Source organism: Myxococcales bacterium (assembly GCA_012517325.1).
GTDB lineage: Bacteria > Lernaellota > Lernaellaia > Lernaellales > Lernaellaceae > JAAYVF01.
In genome coordinates this window covers 31,147-51,018 of record JAAYVF010000058.1, presented here as the reverse complement: position 1 = coordinate 51,018, position 19,872 = coordinate 31,147, and the positions used below count along the sequence as shown (strand labels likewise).

Sequence of the window (19,872 nt, the reverse complement as noted above, 5' to 3'; positions counted from 1 at the left end):
GAAAAAGGAACTTGCTTATTCTTTTACCATATACCGGTAAAAAACGGTAGGCGCCGACGGTTCGCCCCGCCCCGCCTGGAACGCCTTTCTGGATGGGATCAAGTAGCCGGCCGCCTTCGCGGCCGGCTATCCGTGGCGAGAGATTGGGTGTGCTTTTTTAACCACGAATGAACGCGAATAAGACAGAATTGGTGAATAACTTTTCACCACACCTTCAACCTCGTTTCTCGGTTGAAAGTGTGGCAGATCGAGAGTCGTCAATCACCACGAATGAAGGGCAAAAATTAAAAATTGTTAATTTCTTCTTATTCGTGTTTAGTCATGTGAATTCGCGGTTCCTTCCCTGTCTTTTCCCGATGCAGAAGTCATCATCTTCCCGCCGGTAAAGAAAAAATGTCAGTCATCACCCCGTCACGATTTCCAAATTGATCTTCCTTGGTCAACCGGCTATTCTTTGTGCATCCCGAATGTAGCCCAACAATGAATTGAGTCGCCGTTCGTCCGGTTTTTCACAGGACCGAAACGACGCCACTTCAAACACGAGGTGTGGGATGGCCAAACCGAGAGAGCATTGGGGGTCGCAGATCGGCGTGATTCTCGCGGTGGCGGGCAGCGCCGTGGGCCTGGGCAATTTTCTGCGCTTTCCCGCCAAGGCCACGCTGAACGGCGGCGGCGCGTTCATGATTCCCTATTTCATCGCGTTTTTATTACTGGGCATTCCGTTGATGTGGGTGGAATGGACGCTGGGCCGCTTCGGCGGCGCCTACGGCCACGGCACGGCACCGGGCATTTTCCACGCCATCGGCCGGACGCGGCTGGCGAAGTACCTCGGCACGATCGGCGTACTCGGCCCGTTCATCATCCTCATCTATTACATGTTCATCGAATCCTGGGCCCTCGGCTACGCGTTTTTCTCGATGACCGGCAAACTCTACCAGGCGACCGACCAGGCCTCGATGAAAGCGTTTCTCTCCGGCTATCAGGGTTTGGCTGATAACGCTTTCTTCACGGGCCCCGGTACCGCCTACGTGTTTTTCGCGATCACCTTTCTGGTCAATTTCTATTTCATCTACCGCGGCGTCAAAGGCGGTATAGAAACGCTTAGCAAGATCGCCATGCCGATCCTGGTGGTGGTCGGCATCGCCCTCGCCGCGCGGGTGTTGTCGCTGGGCACACCGGATTTGACCAAGCCCGAGTTGTCGATCGGCAACGCCCTGGGATTCGTCTGGAATCCGGACTTCTCGAAACTATTGGACGCCCGCGTCTGGTTGGAAGCGGCGGGGCAGATTTTCTTCACCCTTTCGGTCGGCATCGGCGTCATCCTGACTTACGCCAGCTATCTGAAGCGCGACGACGACGTGGCGCTGTCCGGCCTGACCTCGGCCTCGGCCAACGAGTTTTGCGAGGTCCTCCTGGGCGGCTCGATCGTCATTCCGGCGGCGTTCGTCTTTTTCGGCGCGGTCGGCGCGGTGGAGGTGGCGAAGAGCGGCACCTTCAACATCGGCTTCGTCACGATGCCGCTCATTTTCGACAAGCTGCCGGGCGGTTCGTTGTTTTCCGCGCTCTGGTTCATCCTGTTGTTTCTGGCTGGAATCACCTCGTCGGTATCGCTGATTCAACCGGCCATTTCCTTTTTGGAAGACGAGTTTAAATTCAGCCGGGGTAAAGCGACCGTCGTTTTGGGAGTGGTCGCCTTCCTGGCCAGCCAACCGGTAATTTTCTTTCTCGCCCACGGCTTCCTCGACGAACTGGATTTCTGGGGCGGGACGCTGTTCCTCGTCGTCTTCGCGACGCTGGAAACGTTCCTCTTCGTGTTCGGCTTCGGAATGAAGAGAGGGTGGGAGGAGATGAACCGCAGCGCGAAAATCAAGCTTCCCGGGCTTTACCGGTTCATTATCAAATACGTCACCCCGGCCTATCTGCTGATTCTGCTCATCACCTGGACTTACCAGCAGTTCTGGGACACCTTCCGATTGAAGGGCGTCGCCCCGACCGATCTGCCCTACGTCTGGGGCGCCCGCGCCCTGGTTTTCGGCCTGTGGGGAATCATCATCATCCTGGTGGCGATCGCCTGGAAACGGCGGGGCAAGGAGGCGCAGTCATGACGGCCGGCGGCATCGTATTCATGGCGTTTTCCTGGGTGCTGATCCTCAGCCTGACGGGATTCTGTTTTTACTGGACCATCAAGCGATAGCGGGGGCCGGTCGCCGCCACAACACATCAATATTTGAAAACCCTCCGTCCGGATGCTACGCTTCGTTCAATATGAACCATACCCCTCGTTCGGGAGACGGGAGCCGGCGAGTGAAAATCCTGTGGTTGCTGTCCAGTCCGCTGTTGTTCCTGTTGCCGGGCTTGCTGCCGGCGCGGCTGGTGACCGGCAAACCGGTCACGGGTTGGACGCTGGTCTGGGCGTTTTTCTTCAGCCTCGTCCTGTTGCCGCCGGCCGCCTTCGCCTGCGCCATGCTCCTGGGAACCACCGTCCGCCCTGAATTGCTGTTTCCGTTGACGATCGTCATGGGCGCACCCGGCCTTTATTGGCCGCGCCGCGACCAAAAGCCGGCCGCCTGATGCTGACGCTGGGAATCGGGGACGGTCACGATGCCGGCGCGTGCCTGCTCGAAAACGGCAAATTGCTGGCGGCGGTTTCCGAGGAGCGGCTGACCGGCCGCAAACGGCAACCGGGTTTCCCCTACGCCGCGCTGCACTGGTGCCTGGAATCGATCGGCGCCAAGCCGGCCGACGTGACCGCTCTCGCCGTCGCCGAACGAAGCGGCCGCGCCCTACATCGGCTGCTTGACGCCCGTTATCGCCGGACCGACCCGAACCTCCCGATGAATCGCCTCGGCAACCGCCTTTCATCGGCGGTGCAGAACCGGATCACCGCCTGGTCCGCCCTCGCTGCCGCCGACCGCCGCCTCGCCGAGGCCGTGCTACGCCGCCGCTTCCGGCGACTGGGCTTCACCGCGCCGTTGACGCTGGTGGATCACCACCTTGCCCATGCCATGAGCGCGGCGAAGGGATCGGGCTTCGCGGCGGCGCTGGTGCTGACGCAGGACGCTTACGGCGACGGACTTTCGGGCAGCGTGGCCCGGTGGAGCGACGGGCGACTCGAATTCCTGGCGCGCATCCCCTACCCGCACAGCCCGGCCTTGCTGTACGGCCTGACCGCCGCGCTCCTGGGTTTCGCCGAGGGCGAGGAAGGCAAGGTCGCCGGACTGGCGGCGACCGGCGATCCGCGGGTGACACGTCTCGTTTTCGACCGTCTGCTGACGCACGCCGACGGCGTTCCGTACCTCAATGCGCCTCGCCCGTTCACCGCGCTGCGTCGCGCCCTGGCCGGCTATTCGCCCGCCGATATCGCGGCCGGTCTGCAACTAAGCGTGGAAGCGAATCTTACCCGTCTGGTTGAATTCTGGCTGCCGCGCGCCGGGGCCGATCGGCTTTGCCTGGCGGGCGGGCTGTTCGCCAACGTCCGGCTGAACCAAATCCTCGCCGACGCCGGCGGCGCGCGGGATTTGTTCGTCTTTCCTCACATGGGCGACGGCGGCCTCTGCGCCGGCGCTGGCTGGGTGGTCGATCCGGCGTTGCCGACGGTGGCGATGTCGCCGTTTCTCGGACCGGAAGCGGCGCGCTTGCCCGCCGAGGCGCTGGCCGACGAGGCCTGGACGGTGCGACCGCTCGATGCGGCGGCCGTCGACCGCGCCGCGACGGCGATTCATGCCGGCGCAGCGGTGGCGTTGGTCCAAGGTCCGCTCGAATTCGGCCCGCGCGCCCTGGGCAACCGGTCGATCCTGTTTTCCGCGCGCTCGCCGGAAATCGCCGCGCGTTGGAATCGGGCGCTGGGCCGACCGGACATCATGCCGTTCGCTCCCGTCGCGAGCGAAGCCGATTTGCCGCTGGTTACGGATTCGCCACGCCGGCTGGCCCTGGAACACATGACGGCGACCGTCACCGCGCGGGAGGGCATCGCGGCGCGCTTCCCGGTCGCGGTTCACGCCGACGGCACCATGCGCCTGCAAATCGCCCGGCCGGCGACGACCCCATTGCTCCACGATCTGCTCGCCGCGTACAGTCGGCACATGAACCCGGCGATGACGATCAACACCAGTTTCAACCGGCACACTGAACCGATCGTGGCCGGCACGGACGGCGCCCTCGAACTATTCCGCCGCCTGCCGCTGGCGATGCTTTTGCTGCCGGGTTGGTGCCTGGAAAAACGCGACGGGGGACAGCCGTGAACCGCGCTCTCGTGCCGTTGCTCGCCGGGCTGATTTTTATTTTCTACTTCCTGCAGTTCGCCGGCGCGGGACTCGACTACTGGGACACCTACATCGTCGCCCCGGCCACGTTCATCGCGGGCCGGCCGGGCGTGTTCGTCGACGAACAAGGGCAGCCGCGCTACGGATACCATCTGCGCGGCAGTCTACCGCGGGACTTGATCGACCGCGCCGCCTACAACATCGTTTCCAAGGACCAGCGCATCGGCGCGGGCGTCACCTTCGCGGCGCCCTACCGGGTTTTCGGAATGCTGGGCTTCCGGCTGTTTTACGCGGCGTTCGGGGCGCTGGCCTTTTTGCTTTCCGTGATGGCGGGCCGCCTGCTTTTCGACCGCGAGGCGTGGGCGGTGATGCTCGGGCTGCTCGTCGCGGTCAACCCGTTCATGCTGCTGATGGACCGCCTCAACGCCAATTTCATCAGCGTGCCGATTCTCATCGGCCTGCTGGCACTGCTGCTCGCGGAGCGGCCGCGCTGGGGAATCATCGGCCTGGTTTACGGGGCGCTGGGCGGTATCCGCAACGAGGCGATCGTCCTGGCGCCGGCGCTGCTGGTGTTGCTACTGGCGACCCGCGAGAGCCGTCGGGGCTTGCCGTTCTTTACCGCGGGCGCGCTGGCCAGCATCGCTCCGTATCTGGCCTGGAACCGCTACGCTTTCGGCCGGATGCTGATTCACGCCTCGCAATTCGCGGATTTCGACGGCTGGCGACCGGTTTTCCCGCATCGTTTTTTCGGCTGGCGCTTCGACCTCAACGGATTGTTCAACTGGCCGTTTTACGATCACCTGGTGCGGACACCCCATTATCCGTTTCCGACCTACCTGACGCTGCCGCTGACGCTCGTCCTCTGTTTCGGCACGGTGCTGACCGCTTTTTTCCTGACGGGCCTGTGGGCGCAGTGGCGCCGGGACCGCCGCTGGTGGGCTTTTCATGCGCTCTGGCTATTTTTCGCCTTGGGCCTGTTTTTGTTTCAGGAAAATTGGGAAGAGCCCAAGACCACCTTCGGCGCGCTGGCGATCGTTCCGCTGGCGGTGCTGATGACGCGTGGCCTGGAATGGTTGGGCGAGCATCGCCGTTCCGGGCGGCACTGGCTGGCGGTGGCGCTGCTGACGATCGCGTTGACCGGCCTGGTGCGGCTGGCGGCCGGTATGCAAACGCCGGTGGACGAGCGTTGGTACGTGCGTTTTCCCAAGGCGAAGATCGAGGCGGCGCAAATCGGCTGCCTGGCCGACGAGCAGCGGCGCGAATGGATGTTCTTTCACACCGACGAATGCCCGGCCGAGCTGCGGGAACAACGCGCGAAGCTGACGCGCGGCAATCCGCTGCCGCGCCTCTACTACCCGGTGCGGCTGCGGTGGCCGGACCTCGCGGCCGAATGGGGCCATTACGAGCCCCCGATTTTCGACGTTTGGGATCGGATCTACGGTTACTGAGCGGCGCCGGAGCCGCCGCGCCATTCCTGCTTCACCACGTCGAAAAAATAACGCAGTTGAAAACGCCAGATCCGGCGGTAACGCGGCGAGCCGAGTGCCATCAATCCCGACCACGCCAGGTACAGTGAGTGAAAGCCGATGAGGAACAGCCAGCCGAAGCCGCGCCGCAGCGTTCCCATCGGCCGCGCCATGGTTGGGTTCGGATTCACGGCGTCACCCCGTCCACGATGCCGCGCCGTTGCAGGTAATCGCGCAGCCAGCGGTCGCCTAGCGCCAGTTTGCGGTCGATGAAATCCACCACTGCTTCCTCGGGATGCCGCATGGCCGAGCCCAGCAGCAAAAACGGCAGGTAATACAACTCGCCCGGCTTGCATTTCGGTTGCGTGCCGAGGAAGCGATCGCCCACGCGTAGGCCCAGGCGCAGGCCTTTCTCGCTAAGGGCGCGGATCGATGATTCGCGGCGCTCCCCGTAAACCGGTGTTTCGAAAGCGATGCCGTGATCGGCGTAGAAGCGGCGGATTCGCGCCACGCTGGCCGGCATCTGCTCGACCATCTCGCTCGTTTCCGCCGAGGAACCGTCGGCCACGACGTTGATGCCTTTTTCGCGGTTGTAGGCGACGGTGCGCACGTGCATCGCGATCTTGCAACCCAGGCACCAGATGAACCCCGAGCGATACCGTTCGTAATCGGCTTCGAGGCCGTCGATCACCAGGGTCTCAAACAGATCCCGGACCGAAATCATCTCGTGCGAAAATCGGTTCGGCAGCAGGCGACCGAGCTCGCGAAACCGGGCCGCCGTGCGGGTCAGATGATAGTGGCCGTACCCGTTGTGGTAGGAAACCAGATCGACGCAATCGTAGGCCTCCGCCAACCGCAGCGCCGCCGCGGTGGAATCGACGCCGCCGGAAAAAAGCAGCGTGACGCGGCGGATCGCCGCGGGCGGGGAAACGGCGGGTTGGACGGTCGTCATCTCGGCTCCATTTGTGTTACTGTGCCTCAAAGAGGTTCAAACAGGCAAGCGATAACCCGGAAATCATCGGCAACAACGACGAGACGAACGAAGCTCGGCAAACCCAAATGATCGAAATCCGTTACCTCCGCGCCGCGACCGTATTGATCCGCTGGGACGGCCTGACCCTGCTGACCGACCCATGGTTTGCGCGGCGGATGCGCGGCCTGCCGGTGTTCGTCCGGCCCTGCCTGACGCCGGCGGAGTTGCCGGCGCTGGATCTGGTGCTCGTCAGCCACTTGCATCCCGACCACTTCGACCGCCGGGCCTTGTCGCGTCTGGCCGCACCATGCAAGCTGCTCGTCGGGCCGCCGGCCCTGGCGAAAAAACTCACCGGCGTCCGGCACGAACGGTTCGTCGCGCTCGGCGACGGCCAGCGCATTTCCGAATCGGATTACCGCATCACCGCGTTTGCCGTCGAGCATTCCGGCTACGAAAATGCCTATCTGGTCGAGCGGGGCGAGTCGTCGCTGTTGTTCGCCGGTGACGCCCGTTATTCGCCGGTGTTTCGGCGCATCGCCGCGCAATGCAAGCCGCTGGTTTCCCTGCTGCCCGTGGGTGGCACGGAAATTCTCGGGCGGCGGATCGTGATGGACCCGGCGGACGCCTGGCAGGCGGCGACCGATCTGGGAACGAAGGTCACGGTGCCGATTCATCCCGGCGGCGAATGGCTGAGCGTTCCGCCGTTGTCGCGGCATCCCGGCCGGGCGGCGCGCCTGGCCGAACTGGCCCGCGAATGCGGTTCGACCTTCGCGGTCGGCGTCCTGGCGCCGGGCGAACGCGGCGCGGCGGACCTGGCGGGCCGCTGGCATCCTCTCGACCGGGAAAGGACCGAGCTTGACGCGGGAAAGTGACGAAAACTGCCGTTGGCGTCTGCCGGCGGAATGGCGGCCGAATCAGCCGCTGTTCGCCTTCCACGAGGATACCAACGCCAACGCGGTGCTGATCGACACCGACGGCCGGATTTTCGCGGTGGCCGAGGAACGACTGACGCGCCGGCGTTTCCAGGGCGGTTTCCCCCGGCGGTCGCTGGCCTGGATCGAGCAAGCCTCCGGCGTGCCACTGGCCGCGGCGCCGGTGCTGGTGTTCGGCAACCGCACCCATTTTTTGCCGCGCCTGCTCGGTTCGCTGTTTCCCTCGTTCGAGCACGATCTGTTCGGCCTGCCGCACAAGACGATGTTGTTTTTCCACCACCTGGTTTTTCGTTCGCCGCTTTTTGCGCGCGGGCTGGAGGGTTTCAATCGGGCGCTGCTCCGCCGGCGCTTCGGAAAACGCGCGGCGATCGTCGATCATCATTTTGCCCATGCCGCGTCGGCTTACTACACCTCCGGCAAAACCGCGGCGTGCGCGGTGTCGATCGACAACTACGGCGACGGCTGCGCGGCCCGGGTCTTCGATTGCGAAGGACCGGTCATTCGCCCGGTCCGTAGCGTCTCGGCGCTCGATTCGCCGGGACAGTTTTACGGCGAGATCGCCCAGCTTGCCGGCATCCACCCGCTGCTGGCGGGCAAGCTGACCGGCCTGGCGGCGCACGGCGATCCCGCGCCGGCCCGCGAGCCGCTGCAAAAGCTCTTCGGCGTCTCTCCGGACGGCCGCGACTTCAGCCGCACCTTCGGCTGGCGGCGTTCCGCCCGGCGCCCGCCCTTCGCGGACCTCACCCGCTTCGCGCCGCCCGAACTCGCCGCCGCCGCGCAAGCCGTTTTCGAGGATGCCGTCGTTGCGTTCGTGCAAACGGCGGCGCGCGACACCGGCCGGCGCGACGTCGTCCTGGCCGGCGGCTGTTTCGGCAACGTGCGCGTCAATCAGCGCATCCGCGAACTTCCGGAAATCGATTCGGTGTGGATCCACCCGGCGATGAGCGATCAGGGAATCGCCCTGGGCGCGGCGCTGGCTTATCTGGCGGCGCAAAAACCACGCCTGCCCTTCCGGCTGCCGGACGTCTTTCTCGGTCCCGAGCCGCACGAAGCCGAAATCGAAGCCGCCTTGCGCGCCGCCGGGTTGCCTTACACCCGGCCCGCCGATCCGGCGGCCGAGGCGGCGCGGTTGCTGGCGGCCGGCCAGGTGGTGGCTCGTTTCGCCGGGCCGACCGAATACGGCCCCCGGGCGCTCGGCAACCGCAGCGTGCTGTACGATCCGCGCGATCCCGCTTTGCAGGCTCGGCTCAACGCCCAACTGCACCGCGCCTGGTACATGCCGTTCGCCCCGCTGGTCATGGCATCCCATGCCGCGCAATGCTTCCTTAACGCCGCGGCCGCCCGCGAACCCGGTCGGTTCATGACCATCAGTTTTTACGCGACCGATTGGTTGAAGCAGAACTGCCCCGGCGTCGTGCACGTCGACGGCACGGTGCGGCCGCAGATCATCGACCGCGACGACAACCCGCCGATGTACCGCCTCCTCGAGGAATTCCATCGGCTGACCGGCATCCCGTGCCTGCTCAACACCAGCTTCAACCTGCATGAGGAACCGATCGTCTGCTCGGCCGCGGACGCCTGCCGCGCGTTCCGGGCGGCGAAACTCGACTACCTGATCGCCGGCCCGTTTCTGGCGCGCCGGTCTGACGAATAAGAGGAACCACCATGTACCGCCTTACCCGCATTTGCCTCATCGCCTCGGCAACCCTGTCGTTGCTGTGGTTTCTGGCCTGCGCGCCGGTTACGCATCCGACGGCCGCGCCGCCCGCGGCGTTGCCGGACGACGCCGCTTCCCTGTTGCTGATCGCGGAGCAGGCCTATCAATTCAACGGCCCGCCGGAGGCGATCGCCCGGTCGCTGGCCGCCGCCGAAAAATTACGGCGCCTCGAACCGGACAGTGAGCGGGCGAATTTCCTCGCCGCCCGCGCCGTCCTTTGGCTCGAGGAATTCGGCGGCGATTCCCTGGACCGGCGGCAACTCGCCGAAACCGGTTACCGCTACGCCCTCGCCGCCCTCGCGAAGAACGACAAACCCGCCGAGTATCACTTCATCGCCGGCGCCTTGCTGGGCATGCAGATGGAGCTCGCTCTGGTGCCCAAGCTGAGTGATCTGAAGACCGTGTACGATCACCTGTCGCGGGCCATCGAACTGGACGTCTCGTTCGAGCAGGGCGCCCCGCTGCGCGCCCTGGGCATGCTGTTGATCCGCGCGCCGGCGTGGCCGACGGGCGTCGGCGACCCCGAGACCGGCCTCGAACACCTCACCCGCGCCGCCGGCCTCTTTCCCTCGTTCCCGGCCAATTGCCTCTACCTGGCCGAGGGTTACCTGGCGCTGGACCGCCCGGCCGACGCCGCGGCGCCCCTGCAAAAAGCGCGGGACTTGCTGGCCAAGGAAGATTGGGGCACGCCGGGCGAGGTCTGGCGAAAACAGGCCGACAAGCTGGCCGCGCGCCTCCGGTAGCCGCTGTTTCGCACCCGGCGACTTGACCCGCGCCCGGCGAAAGACGAACATGAGCGCCCGAGAAAAAACGCATTCCGCCGAGAGGTAAATCGATGAATCGTTCGTTTCGCACCGGGCTTTTTGCCGCACTGTTTTTGCTGATTTTCGCCGGCGTCGTTTGGGCCGGACCGCACGACCTGGCTGTCATTCGCCCCGGCGGCCCGACCGCCGACGCCACCGCGCAATCGCAGGTCGGCAAGCTGATCAAGCAGATCGCCGCCGTCGCCGGCTGGCCGGTCGAATCGGCCAACGCGCAGTACTGCAACACGACCGAATCCGGCTACAACTACCTCAAGAAGTCCAAGCCCGGCTTCGCCCTGCTCACGCCCGGCTTTTACCTGAAATACCGAGACGAACTAAAGTTGCGCCCGCTGAACAAGATCGTGCTCAACGAAGGCGCGCAGATCCAGTATTACGTCATCGTGAAAAAGGGAACCGCCGCGTCGCTGGCCGACCTGAAGGGCAAGACGCTCGTCGGCGCCCACCTGGCCGAGCCGGAGTACGTCGAACGGGTCGTGCTGGGCAAGCAGCTCAAGTTCGGCAAGGACGTCACCGTGCAGACGATGTCGGGCCTCGCGGCGCTGCGCAAGTTGAACAACGGCGAGGTCGGCGCGGTGCTCGTGGATTCGAAGGAATACAAGAGCCTGGGCGTGCTGCCCTTCGCCGCGCAACTCGCGACGCTCTATACCTCGCCGGCCATCCCCAACACCGGCATCGTGGCGGTCGGCAACAACGCCACGGCGGCGGATTGGGCGGCGCTGCAAAAAGGGACGACCAACTTCTGCCAGAACCCGGCGGGGCTGCCGATCTGCCAGTTGATGGAAATCACCGGTTTCGCGCCGGTCGAGGAAAGCGTCTACCAAGGTATTTTTCAGCAATACAAGCCGTAACGATCAAACGCCGAACCGCAAGCGCTTGCCGATTTCGTGAGCGATCTGCCGGCCGACGCCCCACCCGACCGTACGCAACACCCGAACGATTTGGCGCGGCCGTCCGTAAAAATCCCAGACCGCCCGGCGCAGCGCCCGATCCACCTCGGCCGGCGGCAGGCCCGGCAGGCGCAGCGTCGCCCGGTGCTGGCCGACGGCTGGGAAATCCTCCGCCGACACCATCCCGCTTCGGCTGGCAGTCGCGTAAAGCGGCGAACCGACGAACGGCGCGGCGGCATAGAACTGCGCGAAGTCGAGATCGAAGCGGCGCGCATCCGCGCTCGTTTGCGCGATCGTGCGCGGCGAATCGCCCGGCAGGCCCAGGATGAAATGCCCGACCGTTTTCAGACCGGCCCGGCGCGCCGCCTCCAGTGCGTTTTCAATATCGATCGGGGCGATTTTCTTGCCCATCGCCGCCAGGACGTTTTCGTCGGTCGATTCGATGCCGAAGCTGACCATCCAACAGCCGGCCGCGCGCATTTCCCGAAACAGCGCCTCGTCCGCCGAATCGACGCGGCTGTTGCAAGTCCAGCGGATGCCGGGCGCGTCGTGGCGCAGCCGCCGGCACAACTCGAGGACGAAAGCGCGATTCAGCGTGAAGGTTTCGGCCCACATGAAAAAATCGTCCACGCCGAACTCGCGCCGGTCGCGAACGATTTCGGCCGCCAGCGACACCGGGCTCCGGAAGCGGACGCGCCGCCCGTAATACGCCCCGGCCGTGCAGAACGAACAACCGAAGGCGCAGCCGCGCGACGGCCCCGCGCACAGGAATCGGCGCCGGCTGAACGGCAGGCGGTAGAGGCCCGTGTCGAGCGCGTCCCACGCCGGCCAGGGCAAACGATCGAGGTTGGCGATCGCCGGCCGGTCCGGATTGTGCCGCGCCATCGCGCCGTCGCGCCAGGTGACGCCCGCGACTTCCGCCGGCTCGCGCGCCAGCAATTCCCGCACCGTTTCCTCGGGCTCGCCGCGCACAATGCAATCCACCGCCGGGGCCGCGTCCAGGATTTCGCGATCGAGCACGGTCGGATGGACGCCGAACGCGCCGATTTTCACCGCCGGCAAGCGGCGTTTGATTTCGCCGGCCAGCCGCAAATCGTCCCGCGCGGTTGGCGTGGAAACGGCCAGCAAACACCAATCGACGGCCAGCGCGCGCAACGCCGCCGCGAGGCCCGACAACGTGAGACCGGCCGGGGGGCAATCGAAAACGAACGGCCGCGCGCCCGCGTCGCGGACGACCGCCGCCAGGTAAGCCAGGGAAATCGGCGGCCATTGGGTGGCCCAGATCGAGGACCGCTGGGTGCAGCGGCCTTCGCGCATGAACAGCGCGCCGTCGGGCAAAGGACCGTTGATCAGGGCGACGTGCAGCATGGTTCACCGTATCAGGCGTTCGCGTAGGATGGTCCACAGAATCCGCAGGCCGTTGCGGATGCGACGAAAACCGGTCGCGCCGGCCGCGCGCGCCTTGCGCGTCACCGGGATTTCCGTCACCCGCACCCCTTGCTTCAACGCCTGACACAACATTTCGGTTTCGATTTCGTACTGCACCGACCGCAGCCGAAAGCTCTGTGCGAGATCGCGCCGGAGCGCGCGAAATCCGGACTGCGAATCGGTCACCGCGCCGCCGAACAGCAGGCGAATCAGCCCGCTCATGAAGCGATTACCCCAGAAATTCGGCCGGGAAATCGCGCCGCGTTCGATCGTCCCGATGAATTTACTGCCGTTGACGAATCGGCTCCCGGCCTCAATCTCCCGCAGCAAACGCGGCAAATCCGCCGGGTCGTCCTGGCCGTCGCCGTCGATGAAAACGAACGTCCGGCCCGCGGCGGCGGTCATGCCGGCCTGCAACGCCAGACCCTTGCCGCGATTGGGCGACAGCCGGATCACGCGCACGCCGTCGATTTCGGCCGCCCGGTCGGCGGTGCCGTCGTCGGAACCGTCATCCACCACCAGGATCTCGGCCGCCGGAACCGCGCGGCGGATTCCCGCCAGCACCTCGCGAACGGCTCCGGCTTCGTTGTGGCAGGGAACGATGATGCTGGTTTCAACCATCCGTCGCCTCGGCCAGCAGCTTACGCCGCTGGCAAAAAAGAATTATCCCGCCCAACGGCAGAAACGGCACCTGAATCACCAGATGAAAAACGATCGCCACCGGCAGGGAAACCTCCGGCGGAATGCCGGCCAGCCGCGCGCCGGCGACAAAACCCAGATGATACGTGCCGATGAAGCCCGGCGACGACGGCAGCGCGATGGCGAAGCACGTCCCGAGCATGATCACCACCGCCGCGGCATAGGGGATGTTTTGCCCGGCCGCGAGAAAAGCGATCTTCATCGAAAACGACACGAGCAGCCACAGGGCCAGGCTCAGCCCGATCAGCAGGCCGGCCTCGCGACCCGAACCGAGCGCTTCGATACCCTGAAAAAAATGTTGCCGCAACCGCGCGCCGCGCCCCGCCGCCGGCGCCAAACCGCCGGCGAAACGCCGCCGCGCCAGCCGGCCGGCCAGCAGCGCCGCGAAGATCCCGGTGCCGGCCAGCGCCGCCAGCAGCCATGGATCGACCGGCAGACCGGCGATCTGCCGCCCAGCCCATCCCGAAAGAAAAACCGCCGCCAGCAGCGCCAACGCGATCAGGTCCGCCACGCGCTCCACGCCGACCGCCGCCAGTACGGTCGCGTTCGGAGCGCCGGAACGTTGGCCCAGATAGGCGATCCGCAACAATTCGCCGGTCCGCAACGGCAGCAGCGTGGTGAACAGATAGCCGATCAGCACGGTTTCCAGCGCCATGACAAAAGTCACGCCGCGTCGCCGGAGCAGCACCCTAAGTCGCCCCGCGCGCAGCAGCGTACCGGCCGCCAATCCCGCCAGACTGAAGGCGAACGGCCACCACGACAACCCGCGCAGCGCATCGGCCAGCGCCGACCAGCGGACCGCGCCGAAAACCAGCCACAACGACAACGCGGTGATCGCCAGCGAAAGCGACAGCATCGCGGGGCGATTGGCGAACAAACGGCGGAAGAATTCCAACATGGTTCAATTACGTCCGAGCCGGCGCAGCGCCTGCCGGGCCGCGCGGAACAGGCCGCGCCATTCGCCGGATTGCAACGCGGCGGCGGCGAGGCGCCAAATGGTTCGCGGCCGGAGGTAAAAGGCGCGCAGTAATTTTTTTTGCCAGGCGATCATTTCTTCCCGGCCAAACAGCGGATGCTCAATCACCGGCCCGGTCAAGAAAACGAAGCGGCTCCAATCGTCGCTGATCGCGATGCCGCGTCGTTCGCAATCCCGGGCCAGTTGCGTACCGGGGTACGGCGTGCAGAACGAAGCCTGCAACAGATCCGGGTCGGCCTGGAAAATCATTCGTTTGGTCGCCGCCAGGGTCGCGGGCGTTTCGGCGGGTGAAAAGAGCATCACGAAGGCCAGCGTCTGCAAACCGGCCTGCCGGGCCCAGCGGAACGAATCGCGAATTTGCGTCGGCGACACCCCTTTGCCGAGGTAATCGAGCACGGCCTGATCGCCCGACTCGATGCCCAGTTCCACCTTGAAACAGCCCGCCCTTTTCATGGCGGCCAACAGGTCCCGGTCCACGCGATCGACCCGCGTCAGGCAAAACCACCGGGCCTGCTCCGGCAAGCCCGCCGCCGCCATCCGCTCGCAAAGTTGCCGCACCCAATCGCGATCGGTCGTGAAGGTGTCGTCGATGAAACCGAACAACCGCGTGTCGAATCGCTCGCGGCATTCGCGCATTTCGGCGACGATTCCATCGGGCCGGCGGAGGCGCAGGCGGCCGCCGAACGCCTGGTTGACGCTGCAATAGATGCACCGGCCGGGACAGCCGCGCGCCCCGATCATCGTGGTGAAACGCGCCCCGTCCGGCCCCTGGTAACGGTCCATCGGCAACAGCTCGCGCGCCGGAAACGGCAGCGCATCCAGATCGGCCAGCTCCGGCGGGATCGCCGCGACCCGGATTGATCCGCCCTCTTCCCGCCAGGCCAAACCGGGAAAATCGGCCGGCGCCTTGCCGTCGCGCAATCCGATCAGCAGATCGGCGAAGCGCACATCGGCCTCGCCACGCACCAGCAGGTCGATCGCCGGCAGGCGCGCCAGCGTTTTTTCCGGCTCGACCGTCGGGTGAATGCCGCCCATCACAATGTAAGCGGAGGGAAGCCGGCGTTTCCATTCGGCGGCCAACCGTCCGCATTGATCGGCGGTCGGCGTGACGGCCGTCAAACCGATCACATCAGGCCGCGCGGCAATGGCGCGGGCCACTGTCGCGGCATCGGACAACCCCTCGGCGTTGGCGTCTAGGATTTCGACGCGAATCCCGCGTTGCCGCAGCGCGGCCGCCAGATAGGCCAGGCCCAAGGGCGGTCCGACGGTTGTCTGCGCGACGTTGCTGATCCGGTCCGCGTAGCGCGGCACGACCAGCAACACCCGCGGATCGCGCGCTTGCAAAACCGCCAACGATTCCTCCCGTATTATTCGATCGGTCGCCGGCCCGCTACGGCAGCATGGCGGCCGAAAAAGTCAGATCCAGCGCCCGTTGACGCTCGCGCGGGCCGTCCCGATAGGGCGACGGCAGGTTTTGGCGCAACCGTTCGCGGTCGGCCGCCAGGAACGCCCGCAACTCCTCGTTTTTCGCGTCGGGCTGTCCCCGGCGGAAAAACACGATCCCATCGGCGAACCGCTCGACCTGAAAATCGCCGCGTGCGAGCAGTTCGTCGACCTTCATGAGCAGCTCGTCCTTCTCCATATTGACGCTGTAGGCGTACAGATCGATCAGCGCATACTCGTACTTGTCCCAAACGACCGTGTTCGGATAAATCTCCTCGATCAGCGGGTAATCCCAGGCGCGTTCGGCGAAATTGAATTGCATCAAACCCGGCCGATCCCGTGGCGCCAAAGCCAAGGCTTGCCAGGCCGCCCGGCTATGCGGCGTCTGACGGTAATAATCCAGATTGAACGCCGGCGTCAGCGGAACCGGGCCCAGATTGGTCGGCGTGCCGAACCAGTGCCCGGCAAGAGCCAGCACCGCCAAAATCCCGGCCAGCGCCGGCGCGTCCCAGCGACGGGCGCCGCGCCGCCGTTCGAGCCAGGCCAGCCCATTGCGCAATCCTTCAATCGCCGCGACGAACAAGACCGGCAGGAGAATCGTATCGTGGGTATGAAGCGCTGGCGTGTACCAGCTATCGGTCACGAGCAAGGTATGGACCAGCGGTAACTTGTAAAATGTTCCGGCGCTCGCCAAGATGTAAAGCGCGCTCGCCGCGGCCGGCCAAAGCCAACGGGGCGCCAATAACGGCAACAGCAGCAGTTGCAGCAGAAGCAGGCCGTGCCGATAGCCGGCCGCCGACCCAAGCGATTTGAGCAGGCCGCTCAAACCGTCGTCGCCCAGATGCGATTGCCCGAGTTCGGGCGCGATGCCGCTCACCAGGCGAAACACCACCATTGCCGCGATCATCAGAACCGCGACGAAAATCGACCGGCGGATCATCGACCGGCCGATGACACGATTTTCCCGCCGCCAAAGCAATCCCAGAATGAAAAATGCCGGCATTCCGTCCAGGCGCAAAAAACAGCCGAGCGTCGTCAACCAGAGCGCCGCCCGCCAGCGGCCGGTCCACAGGCAATAGACCGTCAGCAGGTAAACCAACGACCACATTGCCTCGAAGCGCAACACTCCGATCGTCAACAAATCGACCGTTGGGCTTAACACATACATCGCGGCGATCGCCAACGGCAGAGCCACCCCGGGGAGGCGCCGCCGCGCCAGCAGATAAAGCAGCGGTACGGCGGCGGTGAAGGCCAATAAATGAACCGCGAAAATCGTCGTCACCGAACGGCAGAGCGCATAGAGCGGCAAAATCAAAACCAAAAACCCGGCGTAAAAATAGCCGTAATAAAGTGCCCGGTACTGATAAGGAAAGCCTTGCAGAAGCATTTCGTAATTGCGGGCCATTTTCGCGAAATCGAGCAGGCCGTCCGCCTGGTTCCGCCATTTCGCCCAAAGCAGAACGGCACCGACGATGAAAAACACCAGCGAAAGCAAACCGACCGCCACCGCGCCGCCAGGTTCGAATCGAGATCTCACCCGTTGTGCCCGGTCAAAATTTTCACGCTCGCTGGTCGTTTCGCTTTTCATCAGGCTCCGGTAAAAGCATAGATCGCCATCCGGGCTTTTTTTCGCAATTCGCGCCAGGATCGAACCTCGCGAAGACGGGCCCACACATACGAAGGGCGCAGATAAAAACTGCGATAAGCTCGGCGCATCATTCGAATCAGTGCGGCGCGCGGCCGGTCCGCCGTCCAGAGCGGAATCATCAGGCGGCCGGCCGGGTTTTTCAGGTAGCGGTCGAAATAATCGGCGGCCAGCACTCCTTGTTCGACGGCCAGGTCGTTCAATCGCGTTTTCGGAAAGATCATCAGGGTGTTGAACTGAACGTAATCGAACGGCGACTCGCGGGCCAGACGGACGGTCGCTTGAAATTCCGCTTCGGTTTCGCCCGGAAAGCCGACGATGAAATACCCGACCGGGCTCAATCCCGCTTGCTTGACGATTCGGACGGCCCGTCGACCCTCCGCGACGCTGGCTCGTTTGCCGATCAATCCAAGTATACGGTCCGAACCGGATTCCATCCCGAAATTGACGCGCCGGCAACCCGCCCGCGCAAGTTTTGCCGCCAGTTCCTCGTCCATTCCGTCCACCCGGCCGCGAAAACTCCAGGTCAAACCCAGAGAGGCTTCTTCAATTCGATCGCACAAACGTTTCGTCCGCGCCAGATCGATATTGAAGCCGTCATCGACGAAATTGATCGATTCAAATCCTTGCGCCCGGCAAACCGCCATTTCCGCGACCACGTTTTCGGGCGAACGCATGATATACCGGCCGAAGGAATTGCAGAACAGGCATTGATACGGGCAACCCCGGCTCGAAAGCATCGTCGTCGTCCGCACTTCCGGATCGGTGCTGAACGTGTAGCGGCGCCGGTTCGGCAGCAATTCCCGCTCCGGAAAGGCCAACCGGTCCAAATCCTCGATCCGGCCGGCCGGTGGATTGCGAACCACCTGCCCTTGACGCTTGAACCATACGCCGGCCAATCCTTCCAGCGAATGACCGGCCGTCAGACGCGCGATCATTTCCGGGAATACATCCTCGCCTTCGCCGATGACGATGGAATCCACCGCCGGGGACATGATCGATTCCCCGGGATAGATGGAAAGGTGATAACCGCCCATCGTCACCTGCAATTTCGGCATTGCTTGCTTGGCGCATTGCGCCAGGGCCAAACAATCGCCCCACAACCAGGTATTGGCGGTCAGGCCGAGAATATCCGGGCGAAATTCACGAATTACCGGCTTGATCTCGTCCACCGAATTTCGAAAATCGTAGGCATCGAGCAGCCGGATTTCGGCGGTCGGGTCCTGTCGGCGAACGCTGGCGGCCAGGTATAACAGACCCAACGGTGGATATTGGGCGCTTTCCGCCATGATCCGCTGACTGGAAGTTACCGCCCGATGAAAGGGCGGCGGATTGACGAGCAGAATCCGCACGGCGTTTCAGCAACCTCCTCCGGCGCGCACCCGAAGCCAAAGCAAAGAATCAACCTCTCGGCGAGAATAAGTGAATTTGCCTAGGAAAAAAAGTATCTCGTGATTCCAGCCGTCGCGGGTCGGCCGCGCCCCGGCCTTCCTGAAAACCGCCCAAAATTCGCCGGTCCAGGCCATTTTTCTTGACCCCGCGCCGCCTCGCTCCTATGATCTCGCGCCATGTCCAGGATCGCCCGAGTCGTCATCCCCGGTTTGCCGCACCACGTGGAACAGCGGGGCAACTATCATCAAAAGGTTTTTCTGACCGACGACGATCGCCGGCATTACCTCGAAATCCTGGCGCACGAGGTCGATTTTTACGGCGCGCGGGTGCTGGCTTATTGCCTGCTGGACAACCACGTCCATTTCGTGATCGTCCCCGAGATGGAAGACTCGCTGTCGTTGATCTTCAACCAGGCGCACATGCGCTACACGCAATATTTCAATCACCGTTTGGGAGAGACCGGCCATTTGTGGCAAGGACGATTCGCTTCCTGCGTCTGCGAAAAAAACTGTTGCCGGCGGCGATCCGCTACGTCGAACGCAATCCCGTGCGCCTGGGACTGACGCAAACGGCCGCGGATTACGAATGGTCCAGCGCCCGTTCGCACGTCGGCGGCTTGGACGGTGCGCCGGTTTTCACGATCGAGGAACTGCCGACCGCTCCCGCCGATTGGCAGGCCTTTTTAAAGGACGCGGACGATCCGCGATGGTTGAATGAAATCCGCGCCAATACCCGTTCCGGCCGTCCCTGCGGCGACGCGGCCTTCATCGCCGAACTGGAAAAGCAATTGCATCGACCGTTGCATTCCCACCCGCGTGGCCGGCCGCTGACCGTCTGATCCCGATTTTCGGCAAAAAAAAACCGACGGCTGATCGCCGCCGGTTTTTTCAGCTCAGCTTCGTACTATTTCACGAACTTCGCCGGAGCCGCATCGAAAGCGGTTTTGCAGGCGGCGCTGTCGAAATAGTAAACTTTGCCGTTGTGGACGGACTTCAGGGTGGTGGCGGCGACGGTGATCTCTTTGCCGTCGACGATGCAGGTGGCCTTGGTGCCCACGGCCTGCTCTTTGTCGAACGAGGTCGGCGCCGGTTTGGCGGCGTCAGCGGCGAAAGCGGCAATCGCAACACCCAGGAAGCACACGATAACCAGGGCAGCAACCATCTTCTTCATCTCGAGTCTCCTTTGTTGATGATCCATTACCTTTTCTCAGTGCGCCCTTCTTTACGAA

Annotated in this window: 19 protein-coding genes; 10 read left to right on the top strand and 9 right to left on the bottom strand. The window is 64.1% G+C overall.

The annotated features are described in order from the left end of the window. The first annotated feature begins 551 nt into the window (after nt 1-551). The 4 genes from GX444_10165 to GX444_10150 all read left to right on the top strand — a co-directional run bounded on the left by GX444_10165 (nt 552) and on the right by GX444_10150 (nt 5,710). Nucleotides 552-2,105 (top strand): sodium-dependent transporter, encoded by a 1,554-nt coding sequence (locus GX444_10165; protein ID NLH48954.1) that lies wholly within the window; start codon nt 552-554, stop codon nt 2,103-2,105. Nucleotides 2,106-2,304: 199 nt separating this feature from the next. Beyond that, nucleotides 2,305-2,571, top strand: coding sequence for a hypothetical protein (locus GX444_10160; GenBank protein NLH48953.1), 267 nt, complete (start codon nt 2,305-2,307; stop codon nt 2,569-2,571). After that, a complete protein-coding gene (locus GX444_10155; protein ID NLH48952.1) occupies nt 2,571-4,241 on the top strand; it encodes a hypothetical protein in 1,671 nt (556 codons plus the stop codon). The genes GX444_10160 and GX444_10155 overlap by 1 nt, the downstream gene beginning before the upstream one ends. After that, nucleotides 4,238-5,710 (top strand): hypothetical protein, encoded by a 1,473-nt coding sequence (locus GX444_10150; protein NLH48951.1) that lies wholly within the window; start codon nt 4,238-4,240, stop codon nt 5,708-5,710. Before GX444_10155 ends, GX444_10150 begins: the two co-directional genes overlap by 4 nt. Here GX444_10150 and GX444_10145 read toward each other — a convergent pair. Further along, nucleotides 5,704-5,919 carry a hypothetical protein gene (locus tag GX444_10145; protein NLH48950.1) on the bottom strand — a complete coding sequence of 72 codons (216 nt, stop codon included), beginning with the start codon at nt 5,917-5,919 and terminating at the stop codon, nt 5,704-5,706. The two genes, GX444_10150 and GX444_10145, sit on opposite strands and share 7 nt — an antisense overlap. Next, nucleotides 5,916-6,680 carry a hypothetical protein gene (locus GX444_10140; GenBank protein ID NLH48949.1) on the bottom strand — a complete coding sequence of 255 codons (765 nt, stop codon included), beginning with the start codon at nt 6,678-6,680 and terminating at the stop codon, nt 5,916-5,918. Before GX444_10140 ends, GX444_10145 begins: the two co-directional genes overlap by 4 nt. A gap of 107 nt (nt 6,681-6,787) precedes the next feature. On the opposite strand from GX444_10140, the gene GX444_10135 reads away from it, so the two are divergent. From GX444_10135 to GX444_10120, 4 genes are all read left to right on the top strand, one after another. Continuing rightward, the gene (locus GX444_10135) at nt 6,788-7,573 is read left to right on the top strand and encodes an MBL fold metallo-hydrolase (protein NLH48948.1); all 786 of its coding nucleotides are present in this window, start codon (nt 6,788-6,790) and stop codon (nt 7,571-7,573) included. Then, nucleotides 7,557-9,287, top strand: a complete 1,731-nt coding sequence (locus GX444_10130) for a carbamoyltransferase (GenBank protein NLH48947.1) — start codon at nt 7,557-7,559, stop codon at nt 9,285-9,287. Before GX444_10135 ends, GX444_10130 begins: the two co-directional genes overlap by 17 nt. A gap of 11 nt (nt 9,288-9,298) precedes the next feature. Continuing rightward, nucleotides 9,299-10,093 carry a hypothetical protein gene (locus tag GX444_10125; protein ID NLH48946.1) on the top strand — a complete coding sequence of 265 codons (795 nt, stop codon included), beginning with the start codon at nt 9,299-9,301 and terminating at the stop codon, nt 10,091-10,093. Between the two features lie 92 nt (nt 10,094-10,185). Next, nucleotides 10,186-11,022, top strand: coding sequence for a phosphate/phosphite/phosphonate ABC transporter substrate-binding protein (locus tag GX444_10120; GenBank protein NLH48945.1), 837 nt, complete (start codon nt 10,186-10,188; stop codon nt 11,020-11,022). Nucleotides 11,023-11,025: 3 nt separating this feature from the next. Here GX444_10120 and GX444_10115 read toward each other — a convergent pair whose 3' ends face one another. Genes GX444_10115 through GX444_10090 form a run of 6 tightly spaced genes read right to left on the bottom strand, consistent with a single transcriptional unit; the run spans nt 11,026 to nt 18,604 of the window. Continuing rightward, entirely contained in the window at nt 11,026-12,429 is a 1,404-nt protein-coding gene (locus GX444_10115) for a radical SAM protein (protein NLH48944.1), read from the bottom strand. Between the two features lie 3 nt (nt 12,430-12,432). Then, a complete protein-coding gene (locus GX444_10110; GenBank protein NLH48943.1) occupies nt 12,433-13,110 on the bottom strand; it encodes a glycosyltransferase family 2 protein in 678 nt (225 codons plus the stop codon). Continuing rightward, the gene (locus tag GX444_10105; protein NLH48942.1) at nt 13,103-14,086 is read right to left on the bottom strand and encodes a flippase-like domain-containing protein; all 984 of its coding nucleotides are present in this window, start codon (nt 14,084-14,086) and stop codon (nt 13,103-13,105) included. Before GX444_10105 ends, GX444_10110 begins: the two co-directional genes overlap by 8 nt. A 3-nt stretch (nt 14,087-14,089) precedes the next feature. After that, complete coding sequence (locus GX444_10100) at nt 14,090-15,517, bottom strand: radical SAM protein (GenBank protein ID NLH48941.1); 1,428 nt, start codon at nt 15,515-15,517, stop codon at nt 14,090-14,092. A gap of 37 nt (nt 15,518-15,554) precedes the next feature. After that, on the bottom strand, nt 15,555-17,144 hold the full coding sequence (locus tag GX444_10095; GenBank protein NLH48940.1) for a DUF2079 domain-containing protein: 1,590 nt from the start codon (nt 17,142-17,144) through the stop codon (nt 15,555-15,557). Nucleotides 17,145-17,194: 50 nt separating this feature from the next. After that, nucleotides 17,195-18,604 (bottom strand): radical SAM protein, encoded by a 1,410-nt coding sequence (locus GX444_10090; GenBank protein ID NLH48939.1) that lies wholly within the window; start codon nt 18,602-18,604, stop codon nt 17,195-17,197. 216 nt (nt 18,605-18,820) lie between these two features. On the opposite strand from GX444_10090, the gene GX444_10085 reads away from it, so the two are divergent. Together GX444_10085 and GX444_10080 are read left to right on the top strand one after the other, a co-directional pair. Next, on the top strand, nt 18,821-19,207 hold the full coding sequence (locus GX444_10085) for a transposase (GenBank protein ID NLH48938.1): 387 nt from the start codon (nt 18,821-18,823) through the stop codon (nt 19,205-19,207). Further along, nucleotides 19,156-19,482, top strand: a complete 327-nt coding sequence (locus GX444_10080; protein NLH48937.1) for a hypothetical protein — start codon at nt 19,156-19,158, stop codon at nt 19,480-19,482. The genes GX444_10085 and GX444_10080 overlap by 52 nt, the downstream gene beginning before the upstream one ends. 65 nt (nt 19,483-19,547) lie before the next feature. On the opposite strand, the gene GX444_10075 is transcribed toward GX444_10080, so the two are convergent. Then, nucleotides 19,548-19,805, bottom strand: coding sequence for a YHS domain-containing protein (locus tag GX444_10075; GenBank protein NLH48936.1), 258 nt, complete (start codon nt 19,803-19,805; stop codon nt 19,548-19,550). Nucleotides 19,806-19,872: the final 67 nt, after the last annotated feature.

Bases quoted from the DNA above. Each gene is read 5' to 3' on its own strand.
- GX444_10085 (NLH48938.1), top strand. From the start codon at position 18,821: ATGTCCAGGATCGCCCGAGTCGTCATCCCCGGTTTGCCGCACCACGTG.
- GX444_10155 (NLH48952.1), top strand. From the start codon at position 2,571: ATGCTGACGCTGGGAATCGGGGACGGTCACGATGCCGGCGCGTGCCTG.
- GX444_10120 (NLH48945.1), top strand. From the start codon at position 10,186: ATGAATCGTTCGTTTCGCACCGGGCTTTTTGCCGCACTGTTTTTGCTG.
- GX444_10140 (NLH48949.1), bottom strand. From the start codon at position 6,680: ATGACGACCGTCCAACCCGCCGTTTCCCCGCCCGCGGCGATCCGCCGC.
- GX444_10075 (NLH48936.1), bottom strand. From the start codon at position 19,805: ATGGTTGCTGCCCTGGTTATCGTGTGCTTCCTGGGTGTTGCGATTGCC.
- GX444_10105 (NLH48942.1), bottom strand. From the start codon at position 14,086: ATGTTGGAATTCTTCCGCCGTTTGTTCGCCAATCGCCCCGCGATGCTG.
- GX444_10110 (NLH48943.1), bottom strand. From the start codon at position 13,110: ATGGTTGAAACCAGCATCATCGTTCCCTGCCACAACGAAGCCGGAGCC.
- GX444_10125 (NLH48946.1), top strand. From the start codon at position 9,299: ATGTACCGCCTTACCCGCATTTGCCTCATCGCCTCGGCAACCCTGTCG.
- GX444_10165 (NLH48954.1), top strand. From the start codon at position 552: ATGGCCAAACCGAGAGAGCATTGGGGGTCGCAGATCGGCGTGATTCTC.
- GX444_10135 (NLH48948.1), top strand. From the start codon at position 6,788: ATGATCGAAATCCGTTACCTCCGCGCCGCGACCGTATTGATCCGCTGG.
- GX444_10115 (NLH48944.1), bottom strand. From the start codon at position 12,429: ATGCTGCACGTCGCCCTGATCAACGGTCCTTTGCCCGACGGCGCGCTG.